The organism is Marinomonas lutimaris (assembly GCF_019426345.1).
Lineage (GTDB): Bacteria > Pseudomonadota > Gammaproteobacteria > Pseudomonadales > Marinomonadaceae > Marinomonas > Marinomonas lutimaris.
This window is the reverse complement of record NZ_JAHLLW010000013.1, coordinates 106,630-127,571: the sequence shown is the minus strand read 5'-3', so window position 1 is coordinate 127,571 and position 20,942 is coordinate 106,630. Positions and strand designations below refer to the sequence as shown.

Here is a 20,942-nt window from a genome sequence, read left to right as displayed (position 1 = left end):
CTGAAAGAAAACCAGATTCTTTATGCCGCCAATGATGCGCATTCGGCGATATGTGTGGAGAGGGCGCTAGCCTGCAAGCTTTCTTTATTAGCAAAAAACAGCCACTAACTTGTCTGAAAAATAGTTGATTATCACGTAGATATCTTTATCTTAAAAAGCTGAATTAACAATAAATCTAATAAAATTCGGTGATGACATGGAACGTAAAACAAAAGTGTTTTTAGCTTCGCTATGCGTAACTTTTTCTTTCTCAGGGTGGGCCCAAAACGTGACAACCAGCGAGGTAGATGACCAAATCCCAACGGATTATCAGACTCAAGCAATAAACTCCCCAGACCGCAGTTTTCCTTTGTTCTACCAAAAACTTAAAGATCGAATACCGTTCGCTTTAGGCTGGAATGAAACTATTCAAGACCCGCAAGCATGGAAAGAAAAAGGGTTAGCTAAAGCTAAAGAATTAATTTTTCCTTATCAGGATTATACTCCTTTTGATGCCGTGGTGATTGATGAAATGGATCGTGGCAGTTATCTCGCGAAAAAAATAGTCTTTAATATCAGCAATGAGAGTCGAGTCTTAGCGCTCTTGTTAGTTCCAAAAGGAGACGGTCCTTTTCCCGCCGCACTGTTTTTGCATGACCATGGCAGTAAGTTCGATATAGGCAAAGAAAAATTTGTCGAAACGTGGGGGGACGACAAACGCCTTACTTCTTCCAAAGCATGGGCTGATAAATTCTTCACAGGTCGCTTTCCTGGAGATGTGCTTGCGAAACGTGGTTATGTTGTTTTATCCATTGACGCTTTGGGCTGGGGCGATAGAAGCGTTGACGGTTTTAAAACCGATTCGCAACAAGCATTGGCGTCCAATCTGTTTAACCTAGGCACTTCTTACGCAGGCATTATTGCTTTGGAAGATGTACGAGCAGCTAAATTTCTCGCTAATTTACCTAAGGTTGATAAAACTCAGGTCGCAGCGGTTGGTTTTTCTATGGGCGCATTTCGTGCTTGGCAAGTGACAGCTTTATCAGATGACATTACAGCAGGTATCGTCGACTGCTGGATGGCGACCATGAAAGGATTAATGGTTCCCGGAAACAATCAACTAAAAGGTCAATCTGCGTTTGCCATGTTACATCCATTTATCGCTCGATACCTAGATTATCCAGATATCGCCGCCCTCAGCGCTCCCAAGCCACTTTTAGTCTATGCGGGTGAAGAAGACACATTATTTCCTGTTGACTCGGTCAACGACGCTTTTTCAACCCTGCATTCTGTTTGGGCTGCTAATAACGTATCAGATAGTTTAGAAACAAAAATCTGGCCAAACAAAGGCCACACTTACACAGCAGACATGCAAAACGCTTCTTTTGATTGGTTAGACCAACAGTTTGGACGTTAGGGGTTGTTTTATACTGCTAGGAAAATTTCAAAAGGGAAGGTTAAATCTTTTAGATGAAAAGTTATCCTATTTTTCATCTAATCCTGACTGACCCTTTATTCCCCTTAGTCTTGGAACAAACGGCGTTCTAGAAGCGATTGCATATCGCGACGACCATCGGCGATCACCATGACATAAACAGACAGCGAGTTGATTCGATAAATAATACGGTAGGGTTTGAAATAGATTTCTCGATACTCCCGTAGGCCGATAGCTAGCAACTCATTTGGATAAGTCCCGCGTTCTGGATTATCGGCAAGGCTTAAAAATGTTTCCTCAATTTTGTCGAGAACGTAATCAGCCTTTTCTGGGACATCATGAGATTCGATATAGTCGTATAGAGCCTCAAGATCGTAAGCGGCATCATCAGTGAGAAATACCTGATAACTCATTAGCGACTTTTGCTCCGATTACGAAGCTTGGCAACAACATCACCTGCAGGCTGAACTTTCCCTTCTTCTACTTGGCGCTGCCCCAGAGCCAACATCTTAAGTAGCGCCATAGTCTCTTGAGTTTGCTCATAGCTTTTGATGTCTTGTATAACCGCCTTAGCCTCACCGTTTTGAGTGATCACCATCGGCTGCATATTTGTAGACAGGTTACGCACGACTTCAGCGGCATGAGCTTTCAAATAGCTAATAGGTTTGATTTGATCTGATAGTTTCATAAATACCTCTTTGTTACGACCAAATATAGTCCTTAAACAGGTCCTCGGTCAATGAAATAGCCTTGATAAGATATCCTTACTAACGCTGGGCTTTATAAAGGTTTCCATTCAAACGCTTTGTATTCCCGATCTTTATTTCCGAGTTTTAATTCAGGGGAAAGCTGAGTGGGTAACTTCTTTCAAGCGATAAAAAAGTTACCAAAAAATCTTTAATCGGGCTATCGCCCAAACGTCTGACTCAATCCGTTTTAGGTTAGCTTTAGCAAGACGATTTATATCGTAAGGCATAGATTGTTTTTGATGGTGCTGGGAAGTATATTTTTAACTGACTCTGAAACTCCATAGGGTCGCGCATTCGGGATGGGCTTGTGACGGCGCTTTCAGCGGCTTGTCCTAAAGTTCATTTCCAACTCTTCTCTGCCACTCGAGACCAAAAATTGGCTGTCTGCGCATACTCTTACAAAAACCATCTAAGCCTGGATATATATTAGAAGAGTTGATATTCATCTTATTTAATTTCCTAAGGCCCTCGAACCTTTGTTCAGCAGGTATAACTATTTTAATGACATCGGTATCTTGAATGTCGTAGTCGTTCAATATCTTTCCATGGCTTAAGTCTAGCGTATTCGTTGCCACAAATAGACCTTGCTGAGAAAGTAAACGTTGGTTAGAAAATGTAGGCTCAAATGCGAAAAGGCATGGATCATCTTGCCTATTTATAGGTTCAAGAATTCTGGAATATACTTCAAGCCGATTCTTCCCAAAATATTCATCATCGTCGTTTCGGATGGCATCATGATTAATACAATAAACAGCAGCATCCTCTTCACCAGACTCTAAAGCAAAAAACAATGCAACATAGGGTGAAAATGAAAAGTCTAACAGCCTAGTCGGAGCACCGTGATGCTGCATTAATGAAAGCCAACTTAATAGATCTTCAGGCTGAGGCAAGTGATCGAGATACAAGTGAGCATTACACTTGAAACGGTCTATCATTACCTTTTCATGCTCAACTCGGTTAAGTTTTTTTTCTTTCCCGCTTTTAAGTTTATGTATTGACTGTGCTTCTTCGAATGCACGATGCAATGAACTTTCAAGAGGCCAATCTGAATAGGATTGTCCTCTAAAAATCCACTTGCGGAAGTTTTTTCTTCCGACAGCATTATCAAATTCACTCCAATTTTTTATAGTTTTAATTTTCATCTGGCCCTAATTGTTCTAATTGTTATTTCCACAAAATTTTCCTAAAAACATAACGCCGCAATAAAGGTGAGCGGTAGTGAGTCAAGCCTGCGCCTTTTGCTAGCGATTTTTTATTACCTTGTTAACCATTTTGATTGCCACGACGCATGTTGAACAGCATTTTTCATTCACTTTGACGCGTGTTTGAAGCTGTTTCACTGACAGTTTTATCTTCCGTATAGTATCGATGGAAAAGTTGTACTCCCACTCATTAATCCAGCCGTTTCTATACGTATGGATTATAGCTTCGGCATTGAGTGATTTCTCATTATCTTTACGCACACGCTTAACAGCTTGGAATATTTTATCCGAAGGCAGTCCTATGAACTTTTTAACGCAGCAGTTTCCAAGCGTAGCTTGGTTATGATTATGCTTGTTTTGCAATATACATATTTCAATGATTGGGAAGTGGCCGCACAAACAGCGTTCAGGCTCATCTGCCTCATATATTTGTGCCAACGACCATTCGAGCTTCGCGGCATCCCAAACCTTGGATACTGAAAGATCTATGATTTCTTTCATAAGCTTATACTCGGACATATCTCTCCCAGATGGTTAACGATTAAACTCAGCGACTGCGCGTTAGCGCAGTCGGCTTGAGTGCTTTGTTATGCATTTAGCTCTTTTGCCAATTGCATAAGAAATTGCTTTTCTTTCTTTTTACTATAAGACCATGTAAAGCCAACAGTTTTGAATAAATTATCTTTCACATTAAAAAAGTCAAAGCGGTCAAAATATATTATGCTAGAAAGATCATTTGTCATGTTTTCAGATGAAGTAGATAATATTGTTTTATCTCGATCATAATAATAATTCCACCATTCATTTGGATCAGTATAGATTTTTTCAAAAAGATGGGTAAAAGTCTCAATCCTGTTAACAAGATGAGCTCGATTAATCCTCATTCGAGGGATTCGATCAAAATCGTTCTCAGGAAACACTTTAAATGCCTTTTCCGTGATACCTATAACTCTCCAAGGGTTATCTGACTCGGCTAATAGTTCAGTAATTAATCGTGCTTTTCTTTTTGTTGGAATCTTCATTTTTGAGATAAGTAAGTAGTCATGATGAAGATCTATGATTGAAAACATGTTCTCTCTGCTTATTTCAGGTTAACGCTGCAAGAAATATTGCGGTTGTGTCGAATGGGGCTTCTGAACGTTCGCAACATGCACGTCTCGCACGAGACGCTATGATTGCGATTGTTGGTTTTGCTTTGCATGCTTTTCATTATGTACTATAAATCTCGCTCTATCATAGAGTTCATCGTAAGTAACTAGTTCTACATTTCTTGAGTCTCTACGAAACAATTCTAACGTTTTTTCTTTAATCCGCTTAATTCCGGGAGAGTCATCTTTTATTTCTGACCAAGACCCCAATATCAATATGGTTTTAGAGTCATAAGCTTTTTGCTTAATTTCTTCATAGTCATCACCTATAAGCTCTTTGGTAGTTTCAATTTTAATTTGACCACTAGCTTTTTGCTCTAGAATTTGTGAGTAGGCATCGATAAGGTTATTTGATAGACTCCAACAATTAGACCTGTTTTTTGACTTATTGAATAAGTTCGTAGTCGGTAGTTTCAACTCCACAAAAGTAGTAAATCTCCTATCACCCAATAGAAAGTCTGATATAACTTCATCTTTACCTGCAGCATTTGACGTTGAAGCATGAAATTCTTTTTGAAGGATTCCTTGAAATCGATAATCTAGGCCGTAACCAAATATCCATTCATTGGAACTGAAAAAATGCTGCCAAGCTGTTTCATCTTTAGTGTTTGGTGTATCTATTTGCTCTTTATATGCTGACAAGCCATCTTTATATAATAACGACTCAAACACCTCTAATTGGTGCTTTCTGTAACCGGTATTAACAAGATCTTGATTTGTAATTAGACCTTTATCTAATAGATCGTAAACCAAGTCTCCCCCATCTTCACCACTAAGCAAAGTGGCGATTTTTGCTTTGGTTTCAGAATCTAAAATGCTTAATTCGTCATCGGCTAATGATATTCGGCGTTTAGTAATATCTTTGAAGTCCAGCTCCTGTATGAACTCTAAGAAACATGTAAGTTGTTCCAAGTTAAACTTAGATAACTTCACGCGTTCTTTTTCTTTACCAGAGACCACTTTAATAATTTCAAACCCTTCAATATTGTCTTTATCTTTAAGATAGATAACCTTGAAAGAAGTTCTTGCTGCTAATTTTACATGAGTTTCATTTTGGTCTGAAAAGATAACTTGAAAAAAACGACCTCCACCAAAATCATGGTTATACAAATGTTCTAACCTAGAGTTTAAAATGACATCCTCATCAGTCAATGGTGGTAGTGTGAAATCATCCATATTGACTCCGTTTTTATGAAAAAAATTTAATGAACTAATATTTTTATCGCAAGTGCGCATTGAGCTAATTTCAAAGCTTCTGAAGAAGAAATTAAATCCTGAAAAAATGAGCATGCGCATTTACGCATTTATTTCCAGCATATTATTTCGTCTTCCGATATGCTTATTCATTGATATTAGGAGACTTTTTAATTTGCTGCCAGTACAAATACGCAAAAAACGACTATTTAAAACTGGCAAACCGAGCCAAAATTTGGCAACCATAAAAATAAACTGTATTTACACCCATAAATTACGTTTTAATTTTCGGCTCAAAAAGGCAGTTTCTTATCCTAGCCCATAAGAGATCGATTCCCGCCTTCGCGGGAATGACTTATTTTTAGTGGGAATAATGAAAGCTTCGCTTTCAGCGGCACATTACGCTGCGCTCATGATGCCCTACGGGTAGGTGGGAATATAGTCGAAAAGAGATTAACCCCATCCTCCGCCTTCCCCTTGAAGATAAAAGGGGAAGGGACTTGGTGATCAGTAGACATTACCTTCTGCGCTTGAAATCCCGATGAAGTCAGTTCGACGCAATCCTGATTGCGCGACTTTATGGAGTTTCAGAGTCAGTTAAAAATATCTTTTCTCAAGCCTGCAAAAACAATCTATGCCTTACGATAAAAACCGTCTTGCCAAAACGATAATAAACAAAGTGAATGAGACGTTTGGGCGATAGCCCCACAAAGAGACTTTTTGGTTACTTTTGCGGATCTGGGCAAAAGTTACCCGCCCAGCAGGGCGGAATAAAAGGTTGGGAATGCAAAGCGTTTGAATGGAACGTCAATTCCGCGTCGGGCTGAAGCCGCGACCTACAATGAAAGCTTCGCTTTCAACGGCGGATTACGGTCGTACCTCCCTCATCACGCCCTACGAAAAACCAGCATCACANGGAACGTCAATTCCGCGTCGGGCTGAAGCCGCGACCTACAATGAAAGCTTCGCTTTCAACGGCGGATTACGGTCGTACCTCCCTCATCACGCCCTACGAAAAACCAGCATCACAGATGAAGTCAGTTCGACGCGACGAAGTTGCGCGACTTTATGGCGTTTCAGAGTCAGTTAAAAATATCTTCTCTCCAGTCTGCTAGACAATCTATGCCTTGCGATAAAACGAGCGTAGGGGAACAATCATGCACCTATGAGGAAAATCAGGCATTAAAGATCTTAAAGCGAATTTTTGGTTACTTTTTGGGCGCTAGCAAAAAGTTACCCGCTCAGCAGGGCGGAATAAAAGGTTGGGAATACAAAGCGTTTGAATGGAAGCTGCTGTGTCTAGATTTGTTTTGGGGTTGTTGGGCTAAAGCCCAACCTACAGGAAAGGGGAAGGGGCTCAAAAAAAAGCCCCGCAGAGCGGGGCTATAAAACTAGGGAGTGACTACGATAAGGTCACGCGCTGCTTTTACACAGCATTCTGATCTGGTGTTGTATTAAAAAACACAACACCAAACGCAGACTAGTTTCCCGCTGCGCGGATTGCCGCGCGGCGGAAGATTCTTTAAATGGCTTTGTTGTTCAATTCGGTATTTTTCAATACTTCATCAAGGTGTAGCCAAGTTTCGATCACTGTGTCTGGGTTAAGAGACATGCTTTCGATGCCTTGGGCGACGAGCCAGTCGGCGAAGTCGGCGTGGTCGGATGGGCCTTGGCCGCAGATGCCGACGTATTTGCCTTGTTCACGACAGGCGGTGATTGCCATTTTGAGCAATTTTTTAACCGCTGGATTTCGTTCGTCGAATTTGTCTGCGATCAACCCAGAGTCGCGGTCAAGTCCGAGTGTTAGCTGAGTTAAGTCGTTCGAGCCGATGGAGAAGCCATCGAAGTATTCTAGGAACTCGTCAGCCAGTAGGGCGTTAGACGGTAGTTCGCACATCATGATGACTTTCAGGCCATTTTCACCACGTGCCAAACCTTGCTCTGCAAGCAGTTCGGTGACTTGTTGTGCTTCTTCTAAAGTGCGCACAAATGGGATCATGATTTGTACGTTGGTCAGGCCCATGTCGTTACGTACTCGGCGAATGGCTTCACATTCTAGGGCGAAGCAGTCGCGGAAAGAGTCGTCGATGTAGCGCGCCGCACCACGGAAACCAAGCATTGGGTTTTCTTCATCTGGTTCAAATAATGGACCACCCACTAGGTTGTGGTATTCGTTTGATTTGAAGTCAGATAAACGCACGATGACTGGTTTTTGAGAGAAAGAACATGCCAATGTGGCTACGCCTTCTACCAATTTGTCGACGTAGAATTCTACTGGACTTGAGTAACCTGCAATGCGGTGGTTGATCTCTTCTTGCAGTGCTGGTGTCATGTCTGCGTAGTTCAATAGGGCTTTCGGGTGGATGCCGATCATGCGGTTGATGATGAACTCTAGGCGCGCTAAGCCAATACCTGCGTTTGGCAACATGGCAAAGTCGAAGGCGCGGTTTGGGTTACCCACGTTCATCATGATTTTTACTGGCAGTTCTGGCATGTTGCCGACTTCAGAGGTGATGATGTCGAATGGTAGTTCGCCTTGGTAAACAAAGCCCATGTCGCCTTGTGAACAAGATACGGTTACCACTTGGCCATCTTTCAAGACGTCGGTTGCATCACCACAGCCTACAACCGCTGGAATACCCAGTTCACGGGCAATAATCGCCGCGTGACAAGTACGACCACCACGGTTGGTAACAATCGCTGAAGCACGCTTCATGATTGGCTCCCAATCTGGGTCGGTAATGTCGGTTACTAAAACGTCGCCCGGTTGGATGCGGTCCATCTCGGTAATAGAAGACAATACTTTTACCGCGCCTGTGCCGATTTTGTGACCAATAGCGCGCCCTGTGATCATCACTTGAGAAGTTTTCTTCAGGTTGTATCGTTCCATGCTTTGGGCATTGGTTTGGCTACGAACGGTTTCTGGACGCGCTTGAACAATGTAGATTTTGCCGTCGATGCCGTCTTTCGCCCACTCAATGTCCATTGGACGCTTGTAGTGTTTTTCAATGATGCAGGCTTGGCGAGCAAGGTCTTGAATCTCGTCGTTAGTCAGTGCAAAGCGGTTTTGGTCATCCAAAGCGACTGGGACGATTTTGACGAATTCGTCATCGCTGCCAGCTTCGGCGTATTCCATTTTTTGTGCTTTGCTGCCTAGGCTTTTACGTACAACGGCTGGACGATTAGCTGCCAGTGTTGGTTTGTGAACGTAGTATTCGTCTGGGTTCACGGTGCCTTGTACAACCATTTCCCCTAGGCCGTATGCAGCTGTGATGAAAACTACCTCGTCAAAGCCGGATTCTGTGTCTAGAGTGAAAAGAACACCAGAAGCACCGATGTCGCTTCGTACCATTTTTTGAATACCAGCGGACAAAGATACGCCTTGGTGTTCGAAGCCTTGGTGAACGCGGTAAGAAATCGCACGGTCGTTAAACAGAGAAGCAAATACGCGTTTGATAGAAGCTTTGATGTCTGCCAAGCCTTTCACGTTTAGGAAAGTTTCTTGCTGACCTGCGAAAGACGCGTCTGGTAAATCTTCCGCTGTGGCAGAAGAACGAACCGCAAATGAGGTGTCGTCTGCGTTGTCATCGCAAAGGGTTGCGAAAGCCGCTTCGATTTCTCGATCAAATTCTGCCGAGAAAGTCGCGTCTTCAATCCATTGGCGAATTTTTACGCCGGTTTCAGCGAGGGCGTGAACGTCGTCCACATCCAATGCGTCTAGTGCTTGATGGATTTTCTCGTCTAGGCCGCTTTCTGTGATGAAGCTTTGATAAGCATAGGAAGTAGTTGCGAAACCGTTTGGCACTTGAATGCCAAGGTCTGTCAGGTTGGAAATCATTTCACCTAAAGAGGCGTTTTTTCCGCCTACTTCACCGACATCTTCCATATGAAGATCTTTAAACCACTTAATAAATTTGCTCACAAGAGACTCCAATTATTTTTTCTTATTAAAAGAATATGGCTGGTTTGCCAAGTAGACATTAGGCACTTATCAAATTGCTTCGTGCTCTTGTCAAAGCGCTCGGTCTGGGTTCATTGTATGTAGGGTAGTTGCTTTGAATAAAATCGATTATTCGATGTAGTTTTATTTCAATCGAAAAAACGAATGTCGTTAGATAACAACAAAAACGGGAAAAAAACGCATGAAAGTGTATTTTGTATCGGACGGGACAGCGATCACTGCTGAGGTATTTGGGTCGGCAATGCTGTCCTTTTTTGATGTGGCGGTAGAGACAAAAAGTGTGCCGTTTTTGGGTACTAAAGATCGGGCGGAAGGCTTAAAACAACAGATTAATTTGGAAGTGCAGCAAGGTATTGCTTTGCTGGTTTTTTATACTATTTCTGATGTGACGATTCGCGATATCATCGATTCTTGTGATTGCCATTGTTACAACTTGTTTGGAGATTTATTGTCGCCGATTGAACAAGCTTTAGGCGTGAAAGCCCAGCCGACAGCACAGAAAGCCCATGGTATGAAAGAGGGCGTTTATGATGGCCGAATAGACGCCATAAACTACGCGTTGGCGAATGATGACGGGGCATCGGTGAAGAATTTTGCCGAGGCGGATATTATCTTGTTGGGTGTATCTCGCTCAGGCAAAACGCCGACCAGTTTGTATTTGGCGATGCAGTACGGTATCAAAGCGGCAAACTATCCAATTACCGAAGATGACTTTTCTACGCCTGGTTTGCCTAAGGTGTTAAAAGATCATAAGAAAAAGTTATTTGGTTTGACGATAGACGCTCAGCGGTTGCATGAAATTCGTACTGGTCGAATGGCGGCGAGTAAGTATGCCTCGGCTCGCCAATGTCGCTATGAAGTGGACGAAGTGGAGTCTTTATATCGCCAAGAACGCATCCCTTTTTTGAATTCAACAAAACTGTCTGTGGAAGAAATTTCCACCAAAGTGATGGCGGAAATGGATTTGGTGCGTCATAGACAGTAAAAATACTTGGCGGAATGATCAGATAATTCGATGGGTTCATCGTTTTTGCTTGAAATTTAGACAATTAAGTAATGAAAATATTTCGCTTAGGCCAAAATGGCATTACAAATGCTTGTAAAAGACAGACAAATATCGAGTCATAAGGGCTATTTGTTGTGTAATTACCAAATTTACTCGAAGAGAGTGTGCAGATAATGCTAAGAGCTGCGCTAACTTGCAGAGTATTTGGTTAATATGCTCTATAATGACGATTAATTGAGCGCGACAGTGACTCGCATTAAGTGGCTTATCAGAAGCGATAGCGAGTACTGCAAATGTTCTAAATAGTGAGATGTTCATATTTCTATTTTATAAAAGGGCGTCTTATTGAAAAAACCAAGGATAAAAATACATTGAGTAATAAAAAAATTAACGATCCACACATGCAGCGAGAAGCGTCTAAGTACGATAATCCCGTACCAAGCCGTGAATTCATTCTAGAGTTTCTTGCCACCCAAAATAAAAGCATGGGTCACTTAGATTTATGCAAAGAGTTTTCGCTGACTGGCGAAGACGAAATCGAAGCCCTCCGTCGTCGTCTCATCGCTATGTGCCGAGACAGTCAAATGACCAGCAACCAAAATGACGAATACTCGCCGATTTTAGAAAGTGATCTGATCGAAGGTTACGTTCAAGGCAATAAAGAAGGTCATGGTTTCTTATTGCGTCAAAGCGATGACGATATTTTCCTGTCTGCCCGTCAAATGCAGAACGTGATGGATGGCGATAAAGTAAAAGCACGCCTTTCTGGTCGTAGCGTTAAAGGTCGCTTAGATGGTGTCGTGGTTGAGGTGCTAGAACGTAAGCACACGCAACTTGTTGGCCGATATTATGAAGAGAGCCGCACGGCTTTCGTGACACCAGAGAATCCACGTATCGCTCAAGATATCTTGATCACCACTGACTCTGGCTTAACGCCAAAGCATGGTCAATATGTGTTGGCGGAAATTGTTAGCTACGCTGAGCGCGGTAAACCAGCTCAAGGCTTGGTGAAAAAAGTCCTTGGTGACTTTATGGCGCCAGGTGTTGAAATCGAAGTAGCAATGCACCGTTATGAAATTCCTAACGAGTGGCCAGCTGCGGTTGAAAAACAAATTAAAAACTTCACCACAGAAGTTGCTGAAGAAGACAAAGAACATCGTGTTGATTTACGTGATACACCTTTTGTTACTATCGATGGTGAAGACGCGCGTGACTTTGATGACGCGGTATATTGTGAAAAAACACCGGGCGGTTGGAAGTTGTTTGTTGCCATTGCCGACGTTTCCCACTATGTGAAGAAAGGCACTGCGCTAGATGAAGAAGCGATTGTTCGTGGTAACTCGGTCTATTTCCCAGGTCGTGTTATCCCTATGTTGCCGGAAGTTTTGTCGAATGGTTTGTGTTCACTTAACCCAGATGTAGATCGTTTGGCGATGGTGGCGGAAGTGTCTTTGACGACGAAAGGCAAGATGCGCGGCTTCAAGTTTTATGAAGGTATTATCCGCTCTCATGCTCGTCTAACCTACAGCAAAGTCGCGAAAATGATCGACGACGAGCCAGAAGAGCAAGGTATTGAACTTCGTGAGCGTTATGCGTCTATCGTGTCACACATCGATGATTTAAACGGTTTGTATCATGTGTTAAAAGGCGCTCGTGATGAACGCGGTGCGATGGAATTCGATACCATCGAAACCCGCATGGTATTCGACGAGAATTCTAAGATTGAACACATTATTCCAGTTGAACGTAACGACGCTCATAAACTGATTGAAGAATGTATGTTGTGCGCCAACGTGGCGGCAGCAGAATTGTTGATTACTGCAGATTTGCCTGCCTTGTTCCGTGTTCACGAAGGGCCAAAAGACGACCGTTTGTTAACCTTGCGTACTTACCTTGGTTTGCTAGGTCTAGAGTTGACCGGCGGTACGAAACCGACGCCAGCAGATTACGCGGCATTGTCTGAAAGCATTAAAGATCGAGCGGATGCTCGTAGTATTCAGACCATGATGCTGCGCTCTATGTCTCAGGCTGTATATCAAGCGGATAATTTGGGCCACTTTGGTTTGAATTACGAAGCTTATACGCACTTTACGTCGCCAATTCGTCGTTACCCAGATTTGTTGGTTCACCGCGCGATCCGTTACTTGATTCGTGGTGAAGGTCGTCCAGCCGTGCGTCAGGCCCATCGTGTGGCAGGTAGCCCAGAACTGAAAGAACGCAAAATCTATGGTTACAATCACGCCGATATGGATGGTTTAGGGGATTCTTGTTCCTTGACTGAGCGCCGTGCTGATGAAGCAACCCGTGATGTAGAAGCTTGGTTGAAATGCCAATACGTTGAACAGCATTTGGGCGAACCGTTTGATGGTGTTGTTACTGCTGTGACCTCGTTTGGTTTGTTCGTTGAGCTACAAGGTTTGTTTGTCGATGGTTTGGTGCATATTTCAGGGCTTGGACAAGATTACTTTGTTCACGACATGGAGCATCAGGCGATTATTGGTGAACGAACGGGTCGAGTGTTCCGTCTTGGCGATACCTTGAAAGTTCGAGTGTCTAATGTGAACTTGGAACAGCGTAAGATTGATTTGAGTTTGGACGAAAGCGCTGCGCGTCAACCACGTAAAAAAGTGGAACGCAACGAAATGTCGGAGCTTGAAATGCAATTAGCTCAGTTGCCGCCTATTGAATTGGGTGGTCGACCTAAGCCTAAGTCTGCCGCCAAAGTAGAAGGCGATAAGTCGAAAGATGGCAAATCAGAGGCTAAAGAGTCGGATGGCAAGGCGAAGAAAAAGCGTCGTTCGCCGGCTTCTAAAGGCAAACGTATCAGACAGAAAAAGTCGGGTACTGTTTCGGCAAATGGTAAGCCAACGGCAGCGGCTAAAAAAACGAAAAAGCCGAAAAAGCCGAAAAAGAGCAACGCTAAGCCAAAAGCAAAAGACTGATCTGAAGCTGTGAACTGAGCTTTATAGATGAATAACTTTCTAGATGAGTAAAAGGGGGGCGTATGCCCCCAAATTAATAGAGTAAAAGATGTCAGATTTAGAATGGATATACGGCATACATGCCGTGGAAAATGCGTTGAACCAACAGCCAGAACGTATCAAAGAAGTGCGTTTTCAAGAAGGCCGTGACGATAAGAAAACTCAGCGCTTAATGCAGCTTTGTAAGGCAAATAAAGTGCGTCATAGCGTTGTTGCCCGCCGCGATCTCGATCAATTGTTTACCTCAAATAAAGATCGTGTGGTTCACCAAGGTGTTGTCGCTTATACCACAATGAACAAAGCGGGTAATGAAGCAGACTTGCATACGCTAATCGCGGGTTTAGATGAAACGCCGTTGATCATTATTCTAGATGGCGTGACAGATCCGCATAATTTGGGTGCTTGTTTGCGTAGTGCTGACGCAGCTGGCGCTCATGCGGTTGTGATGCCAAAGGATAATTCTGCGCCTTTGAATGCAACGGTAAGCAAAGTCGCTTGCGGTGCCGCTGAAAGCATTCCTGTGTATGCAGTGACCAACCTTGCTCGCACCATGAAGAAGTTGCAGGACCAAGGTGTGTGGATCTTTGGCACGGCTGGCGAAGCGACACAAACTATTTACGAGCAAGACTTAACCATTCCGACGGCGATTGTTATGGGCGCAGAAGGAGATGGCATGCGTCGTTTGACTCGTGAGCAATGTGATTATTTAGTGAAACTGCCTATGGCTGGTGTGGTTTCTAGTTTGAATGTGTCAGTAGCGACCGGTGTTTGTCTCTACGAAGTAGTGCGTCAACGCGCTGTTAAGGCCAAAGGTTAAGGGGCACAAAGCCTTGTTTAAGCAATTTAATATTCCGGCACCTTCGGCTGTTATTGCCGAACAGTTACAACACAAAATTGATAACAAAACTAAACCGTTAGGTGCGCTGGGCGAGTTGGAAAACATTGCTTTTCAGCTTGGTAAAATTCAGCAAACGTTAACGCCAGATACGTCAAAACCTAAGATGATCATCTTTGCAGCTGATCATGGTGTTGTCGCACAGGGCATTAGTTTGTTTCCTCAAGAAGTAACACCACAAATGGTGATGAACTTCTTGATGGGCGGTGCTGCTGTGAGTGTTTTTTGTGAGCAACATAATGTGCCGCTGCGAATTGTTGATGTAGGTGTGAATGCAGAATTAGCTGCGCATCCTTTATTAGGTGCGCGCAAAGTTGCCTTTTCGTCGAAAGACTTTAGTCAACAAGCAGCAATGACAACTCAGCAACTTGAACAAGCGATTCAAGCGGGTGTTGACGAAGCCAATCTTGCTATTGATGATGGCGTGAACTTGTTGATGTTTGGTGAAATGGGCATTGGTAACACTTGTGTGTCTTCTTGCATGATGACGGCATTAATTGGTGTTAGCGCGATAGACAGCACTGGACGTGGCACTGGATTGGACATTGCTGGGGTTTCCCATAAGGCGCAGATTATTGAGCAATCACTAAAGCGTGCAGAACAAGAAACTGGCCAGATGATGTCTGACTGGAGTGCCCAAACTCTCGCGGAACAGGTCGGTGGTTTTGAAATTTTGGCGATGGCTGGTGCTATGTTGCAATCGGCTCAGCGCCAGACGGCCTTCGTGGTGGATGGTTTTATCTGTTCAGTGGCTTTGCTGTTTGCGCAAAAGGTTGCGCCTAATGTGCGTGAGTATGCTGCTTTTGCTCATCAATCGAATGAAAAAGCTCACAAGTTGCTACTTGATCATTTGAATGCGGAACCTATTTTGTCACTTGATCTGCGTTTGGGCGAAGGTTCTGGTGCTATTTTAGCTTATCCATTAATCAACAGTGCGTGTCTGTTTTTGAATAAGATGGCGAGCTTTGAAAGTGCTGGTGTGAGTGATTCTAAATAGCTTTCGTTCAAATAGGCTATTGGCCAACTATATAAATAACTAGGTTAGTAAAAACAAAGATGAAAGGCATGATTATTGGCCCTTATTGGCAAGGCTTTAAACGTAGCCTTGTTACTTATACTCGAATCCCACTGAAGGTGGATTGGAGTGATGACATAAAGCACATCCCAGCGGTGTGCTTTTTATCATGGATTGGTTTGGTTGTCGGTTTACTGAGCGCTTGGCCATTATGGTTTGATTGGTCGACGTCTTTGCAAGCGCTTTTTATGTTGTTGACCGCGGTGTTATTAACCGGTGGATTTCACGAAGATGGTCTGATGGACAGTTGTGATGGTTTGGTTGGCGGTTGGGATAAAGAGCAACGCTTGTCGATCATGAAAGATTCGCGCATTGGCAGTTATGCCGCCTTGTCTATTTGGTTTTCCTTAACACTGAAATGGTTGTTGCTTAGTGAATGGTTGCAGATCATTCCGGACTCGTTTTTAGGTTTTATTTATACCTTAAGCGGTTGGTGTGTGGTGCATGTTATTGCTCGATTCATACCTCTGGTGTTAATGAATACACTAGATTATGTAACCATGGGGCAAAGTAAGGCATCGAGCATGATTGCTAAGTTAGAACCTAGCCAGTGGCTGGTGGCTTTGTTGCCTTGCTTGTTGCTTGGTATGTTGGCATTTAATTTGTTCGATTTGATTCTTACCTTTGTTTTTGCAGCGGTTTTAGTCTTTTTGATGCGCCTTTATTTGCGTAAAAAAATTGATGGCTTTAATGGCGATACATTGGGGGCAAGCGAACAGATAGGCGAAATATTTGTTGTCTTGTGTCTGTTGGTGTCTTATTCGTGAAGCTTTATTTGATTCGACATCCAAGGCCAGAGGTTAAGAAAGGTCTGTGTTACGGTGATATGGATGTGCCACTTGTCGATGGTTGGGAAGAGGGAGCACAAGCATTAAAAAATGCCTTGTCGATCGAATTTGATGGTGAATCAAATGTGTGTTTTCACAGTCCGTTAAGCCGAGCAGCACGATTAGCTGAACATATTGGTGATGGTAAATCACAAGTTGTTGACGCACTAAAAGAACTGGATTTTGGCGATTGGGAAGGGCTGTGTTGGCAAGATATTCCAAAGCAAGAAATAGATCTTTGGGCTGGCGACATTGTGCATTCAGCGCCTTATAATGGCGAGTCGCTGCAAGTTGTGGCAGATCGTGTTTGGCAATGGTGGCTGTCGGTAAAAGATTTGCCGATGGAGAGCTGTGTATTAGTTGCTCATTCTGGTGTCATCAAGGTGTTTGTCTGCATGCTATGCCAATGGCCTTTGGATCAATGTCACCGAATTGATGTAGGCTTCAGCAGTTTGACGGAGTTTTCCATTCAAGGGGATTTTGTCATGTTAAAGCGTTTGGGTGCTGGTGACTGGGTATAGAGTCAGTAACGAGTGCCTTTTAATGTTGGATTTGGTATTCGCCAGATCGTCTTAAGTTCGATTGAGAATCAATAAAAAATGTTGCTATATCTTTTGGGTATGTTTGGGATTGCTGCGTTTGCAATCACAGGGGTTATTTCGTCCGGCAAAAAAGACATGGATCTTTTTAGCGTGGTATTTCTTGGTATGGTGACGTCATTGGGTGGCGGTACGATTCGAGACACGGTTTTATCGGTGGAAACGGTTTATTGGGTTGAAGACACCTCTTATTTGTGGGTGGCATTTTTATCTTCTGCTTTGGCGTTTTTTACGGTGCGATTTATTGAAGATAGGCAAACCGTTTTCCATTATGCAGACTCTTTTGGTCTGGCGCTTTTTACCGTAGTAGCAACGGAGAAAGTGTTAAATTTAGGTTTCCCGCCAACGATTGCTATCACTATGGGTATTATTACTGGTGTGGCTGGCGGTATTATTCGTGATATTTTGAGCCATCGTCCACCTTTGGTGTTGGGGCGAGAATTTTACGCAACACCAGCATTCTTAGGCGCCTTGTTATTAGTGCTACTTGAAAAAAACGTACCGACACATGAGTTTAACTCGATTTACGCAGTCGCTTTAGTCTTTATACTAAGGGTGTTCGCGATACATAAAGATTTGTATTACCCAAGTTGGTTGTTGTACAAGAAAAAGTAGTATAAGAAAAAAACAGTACAAAAAATGACATTAAAGAGACAAATTATGACGGATCCTTCTCCTGGGCAAAAAGTCACAGAGCAAAAAAGCACAGAACAAGCAGAAAAGAACGAAGCACGTTTGTTGAAGAAAAAAGCGGTTGTTGATCAACGTATTGCAGCGGCAACGCAAGAGCGTGGTGTAACCATCTTGCTAACTGGTAATGGCAAAGGCAAAAGTTCTAGCGCCTTTGGTACCATGGCTCGTGCTTTGGGACATGGACAAAAAAGTGCGGTAATTCAGTTTATCAAAGGGCGAAAAGCGACAGGTGAACAGCTGTTCTTTGGTTCTCATCCATTAGTTGATTTTCACGTCATGGGACATGGTTTCACTTGGGAAACACGTAACCCAGAATTGGAAAAAGAAGCCGCTGAGCAAGCGTGGGCGTTAGCTAAAAGTGTATTGTCTGACCCAAGTGTGCATTTTGTTTTGTTGGATGAAATTACCTACATGTATAAATATGGCTATTTAAATGAAGACGATTTGATCGCTGCGTTGGCTGCTCGTCCCGCTCATCAAAATGTGATGATGACAGGCCGTACAGCACCACGCGTTTTGTTAGACAGTGTTGATACCCACAGTAAAATTGCCAATGAACGTCATGCTTTTGCGAATGGTGTAAAAGCTCAAGTCGGAATTGAGTGGTAGTTCGCGCAGCGAGCTACTCTTTCTGAATTACTCTCTATTTCAATCCCTTTATCTTTCCTTTCTTTGTGTCTGGGGCTAGACCTGCTCAGACTCTTCATAATGTAAAAAATGCATTCAAATGAGATTTATTCTCAAATTAGCTGGATTTATTTAAAATCTTTTACGATAATGATTCTCATTAAGTTTAATTGATGCGTCATAACATATCGTGGAGAAAACAATGCAGGACTGGGAACGTTTAACTAGACAAGCCAACCGAGCTTATTCAAACCATGCTTTTACTGATGCTGTGGATTTAAACCGACAGGCATTGATGGAAGCAGAGCGTTCATTCGATGAAGATTTTTATCGAGATGCTGAATCGGCTGTTGCTGCCGCTGCGGTAAGCTTTTTGAATATTGCCGAATCTTATACCGCCTTAGGTGACTTTATTTCCGCTAATACTCAATTTGAGTGTGCGGTCAATTTTCTGCAAACCATTATTGCTCGACCAGATCTGGATGGCGAACAGCGCTCTCTCATCATGAGAACCGCGACTCATATTCGTTTTGAATGGGAGCTGTTTACTCAGAGTTATAGTAAGGAGGTTGCTGCGCAAAGCAGAGCCTTGATGCAGTCATTGTCTAACGCTGTGTCTATGCCTGCCACCATGGTGCGTCACTGACATTTTGGTACTAAAAAAGGAATGATGATATGAAATCTATTATTACCGTCATGTTATGCAGTGTTTTTCTTATCATGAGTCAATTGGCACAGGCACATCCTGGTCATGATGATTCACATTGGGCGAGTGACCTGATTCACGTATTAACCGTATTTGCTGTGGGAAGCATTATTGTTGGCGGCTTTATTTATAAGCAGTTATTACGTCGCCGCAAACAACTTGAACGAGAGGAGATTAGCCATGATGCATAGTGTGATTAAAACGTTAGATAAAGTGATTGGCTTTAAGACTGCGCAAGCTCACTGTGATATACCCTGTAAAATTTATGATCCTTCTACAGCTCTTTTAGCGGCGTTGAGCTGTGTTCGTCTGATGGATTTGATTAAAGAAGTAGAAGAAAAAGGGTCGTTAGGTGTGGCTGACTTTGCTCAGATCTCTCGTTTAGTCAGCGAAAAAGAATCAGCTTGTACAGAAGTGAAAGAGGCCGTTCGGATTATCTGGGGAGATTATTTTAAAGCGCCGCAATTTGAGAAAATACCTAATACTCATGATCTAGTGCATTCCATTATGTTGCAGGCCTCAAAATGCAAACAGGGAATTGATCGTGCAGAAGGGGAGAGGTTGGTTGCTTTAGTGAATGACTTTGCAGAAGCCTTTTGGTTTACGAAGGATGTTCCAATCTATCGTGCTCCTTGCCCTTATCCGCCTATTTTGGATGTCGTTTATCCTGATCTAAAAAATTGAAAGCAGCATTTGAATAGACATTAATTTTGCAAATAGGTCGCGTAAAGGAGTAACTATGCTTCATTTAATCAAGGTACAAGGCGAAAGTATGGCTCCAGTTTTGAACGATGGAGATTTTGTTTTTACCAGTCGTTGGCATAAAAAGCTTAAAACAGGTCATTTAGTTGTAGTTGATCACGCGTTATACGGATTTATTATCAAAAAAGTATTACATATCGCTCCAGACGGACAGCTTTGGTTAGGCGGTGAAAGCAATAAAAGTTTACAGTCCGAACGGATTGGTTGGGTGTCGCCAAGACGTGTTATAGGAAAGGTCATTCATCGGATTTGTGCTACTTAATTGAGTGTACATAAAACTAGACACTTTTTTAAAAAAGCTGAAAACTGCTTTCTGTCTTGGTGTTGGTCTTATAGGTATTTTTCTCTAAAATCCCCGTTTTCTATCTAATATCTACTTCACCTTTAAAGCAGAGAGAAACCCATGTCGACGGCCGAATTACCTAAGGTAAAAAAACACACACGTCTTGAAGATGCTCAAGCTGTGATTCTTGGTACCTTGATTATTGCATTGGGTGTGAACCTCTTTACTCATGCGGGTTTGTTAACGGGTGGTTCTGCTGGATTAGCTTTTTTGATGAAGTATTCAACGCCTTTGACTTTTGGTCAGGCGTTTTTCTTGATTAACCTTCCTTTTTACGTTTTGGCGATTATGCACTTTGGTTGGGAATTCACCATAAAGACTTTCCTTTCTGTATTTTGCTTGTCGGTTTTTGCTGATGTCACGCCGATGATGGTGACCTTTGATAAGGTTAATCCGCTTTATGCCAGTATTGCCGGTGGTTTTTTGATGGGCGTGGGCTTTTTGATGTTGTTTCGTCATAACGCAAGTCTTGGTGGTTTGAATATTCTTGCTCGTTATTTGGCTGAAAAATATGGTATTTCCATGGGGAAATTCCAGATGGCCGTTGATTGTATGATTGTGCTTTTGTCTGTTTTTGTTGTGGATTACACCTTGATCATTATTTCGTTTGTGGGTGCAGTGGCATTAAATATGATTATCGCCGTGAACCATAAACCAGGACGTTATATGGGTAATGTTTAAATTACCTCATAAATGAGTGAACAAGGCGGCTTAGGTCGCCTTTTTTGTGTCTTCAATTCGCTTAAACCGTGTTGACGTT

21 protein-coding genes are annotated in these 20,942 nt (G+C 42.8%); 14 read left to right on the top strand and 7 right to left on the bottom strand.

The features are described 5' to 3' along the window. The first annotated feature begins 268 nt into the window (after positions 1-268). A complete protein-coding gene (locus tag KPL72_RS15000) occupies positions 269-1,396 on the top strand; it encodes a dienelactone hydrolase family protein (RefSeq protein WP_219703465.1) in 1,128 nt (375 codons plus the stop codon). A 104-nt stretch (positions 1,397-1,500) separates the two neighbouring features. On the opposite strand, the gene KPL72_RS14995 is transcribed toward KPL72_RS15000, so the two are convergent. The 7 genes from KPL72_RS14995 to ppsA form a co-directional block, all read right to left on the bottom strand. After that, a complete protein-coding gene (locus tag KPL72_RS14995) occupies positions 1,501-1,827 on the bottom strand; it encodes a type II toxin-antitoxin system RelE/ParE family toxin (protein ID WP_219703464.1) in 327 nt (108 codons plus the stop codon). Further along, on the bottom strand, positions 1,827-2,102 hold the full coding sequence (locus tag KPL72_RS14990) for a type II toxin-antitoxin system Phd/YefM family antitoxin (protein WP_219703463.1): 276 nt from the start codon (positions 2,100-2,102) through the stop codon (positions 1,827-1,829). The genes KPL72_RS14995 and KPL72_RS14990 overlap by 1 nt, the downstream gene beginning before the upstream one ends. Positions 2,103-2,495: 393 nt before the next feature. Further along, positions 2,496-3,305 (bottom strand): FRG domain-containing protein, encoded by an 810-nt coding sequence (locus KPL72_RS14985; RefSeq protein ID WP_212918190.1) that lies wholly within the window; start codon positions 3,303-3,305, stop codon positions 2,496-2,498. Between the two features lie 99 nt (positions 3,306-3,404). Beyond that, positions 3,405-3,884, bottom strand: a complete 480-nt coding sequence (locus tag KPL72_RS14980; RefSeq protein ID WP_212918191.1) for a hypothetical protein — start codon at positions 3,882-3,884, stop codon at positions 3,405-3,407. A 68-nt stretch (positions 3,885-3,952) separates the two neighbouring features. Next, positions 3,953-4,435, bottom strand: coding sequence for a hypothetical protein (locus KPL72_RS14975; RefSeq protein ID WP_219703462.1), 483 nt, complete (start codon positions 4,433-4,435; stop codon positions 3,953-3,955). 99 nt (positions 4,436-4,534) lie between these two features. Continuing rightward, complete coding sequence (locus KPL72_RS14970) at positions 4,535-5,689, bottom strand: Shedu immune nuclease family protein (protein ID WP_219703461.1); 1,155 nt, start codon at positions 5,687-5,689, stop codon at positions 4,535-4,537. Positions 5,690-7,229: 1,540 nt separating this feature from the next. Continuing rightward, positions 7,230-9,629: a phosphoenolpyruvate synthase gene (ppsA, locus tag KPL72_RS14965; RefSeq protein WP_219703460.1), complete on the bottom strand. Its 2,400-nt coding sequence runs from the start codon at positions 9,627-9,629 to the stop codon at positions 7,230-7,232. A 220-nt stretch (positions 9,630-9,849) separates the two neighbouring features. Between ppsA and KPL72_RS14960 the strand changes: the two genes are divergently transcribed. The 13 genes from KPL72_RS14960 to KPL72_RS14900 all read left to right on the top strand — a co-directional run bounded on the left by KPL72_RS14960 (position 9,850) and on the right by KPL72_RS14900 (position 20,863). Beyond that, positions 9,850-10,653 carry a pyruvate, water dikinase regulatory protein gene (locus tag KPL72_RS14960; RefSeq protein WP_212918195.1) on the top strand — a complete coding sequence of 268 codons (804 nt, stop codon included), beginning with the start codon at positions 9,850-9,852 and terminating at the stop codon, positions 10,651-10,653. Between the two features lie 422 nt (positions 10,654-11,075). Next, the gene (gene rnr, locus KPL72_RS14955) at positions 11,076-13,616 is read left to right on the top strand and encodes a ribonuclease R (RefSeq protein WP_249422278.1); all 2,541 of its coding nucleotides are present in this window, start codon (positions 11,076-11,078) and stop codon (positions 13,614-13,616) included. Positions 13,617-13,704: 88 nt separating this feature from the next. Next, positions 13,705-14,472 (top strand): 23S rRNA (guanosine(2251)-2'-O)-methyltransferase RlmB, encoded by a 768-nt coding sequence (gene rlmB / locus KPL72_RS14950; RefSeq protein ID WP_100187386.1) that lies wholly within the window; start codon positions 13,705-13,707, stop codon positions 14,470-14,472. Positions 14,473-14,485: 13 nt separating this feature from the next. Next, positions 14,486-15,547, top strand: coding sequence for a nicotinate-nucleotide--dimethylbenzimidazole phosphoribosyltransferase (gene cobT, locus KPL72_RS14945; protein ID WP_219703458.1), 1,062 nt, complete (start codon positions 14,486-14,488; stop codon positions 15,545-15,547). A gap of 68 nt (positions 15,548-15,615) precedes the next feature. After that, positions 15,616-16,392, top strand: coding sequence for an adenosylcobinamide-GDP ribazoletransferase (locus KPL72_RS14940; RefSeq protein WP_249422271.1), 777 nt, complete (start codon positions 15,616-15,618; stop codon positions 16,390-16,392). After that, complete coding sequence (locus tag KPL72_RS14935) at positions 16,389-16,973, top strand: histidine phosphatase family protein (protein ID WP_219703456.1); 585 nt, start codon at positions 16,389-16,391, stop codon at positions 16,971-16,973. The genes KPL72_RS14940 and KPL72_RS14935 overlap by 4 nt, the downstream gene beginning before the upstream one ends. A 78-nt stretch (positions 16,974-17,051) precedes the next feature. Further along, a complete protein-coding gene (locus KPL72_RS14930; RefSeq protein ID WP_212918200.1) occupies positions 17,052-17,666 on the top strand; it encodes a trimeric intracellular cation channel family protein in 615 nt (204 codons plus the stop codon). A gap of 45 nt (positions 17,667-17,711) precedes the next feature. Beyond that, positions 17,712-18,353 (top strand): cob(I)yrinic acid a,c-diamide adenosyltransferase, encoded by a 642-nt coding sequence (cobO, locus tag KPL72_RS14925; RefSeq protein ID WP_219703455.1) that lies wholly within the window; start codon positions 17,712-17,714, stop codon positions 18,351-18,353. Positions 18,354-18,573: 220 nt separating this feature from the next. Next, positions 18,574-19,017, top strand: a complete 444-nt coding sequence (locus KPL72_RS14920; protein ID WP_212918201.1) for a DUF2753 family protein — start codon at positions 18,574-18,576, stop codon at positions 19,015-19,017. 29 nt (positions 19,018-19,046) lie between these two features. Beyond that, positions 19,047-19,268, top strand: coding sequence for a hypothetical protein (locus tag KPL72_RS14915; protein WP_212918202.1), 222 nt, complete (start codon positions 19,047-19,049; stop codon positions 19,266-19,268). Continuing rightward, the gene (gene sodN, locus KPL72_RS14910; protein WP_219703454.1) at positions 19,258-19,761 is read left to right on the top strand and encodes a superoxide dismutase, Ni; all 504 of its coding nucleotides are present in this window, start codon (positions 19,258-19,260) and stop codon (positions 19,759-19,761) included. The genes KPL72_RS14915 and sodN overlap by 11 nt, the downstream gene beginning before the upstream one ends. 55 nt (positions 19,762-19,816) lie before the next feature. After that, positions 19,817-20,101 carry a S24/S26 family peptidase gene (locus tag KPL72_RS14905; RefSeq protein ID WP_212918204.1) on the top strand — a complete coding sequence of 95 codons (285 nt, stop codon included), beginning with the start codon at positions 19,817-19,819 and terminating at the stop codon, positions 20,099-20,101. A gap of 141 nt (positions 20,102-20,242) precedes the next feature. Next, entirely contained in the window at positions 20,243-20,863 is a 621-nt protein-coding gene (locus KPL72_RS14900; protein ID WP_212918205.1) for a YitT family protein, read from the top strand. Positions 20,864-20,942 lie beyond the last annotated feature (79 nt).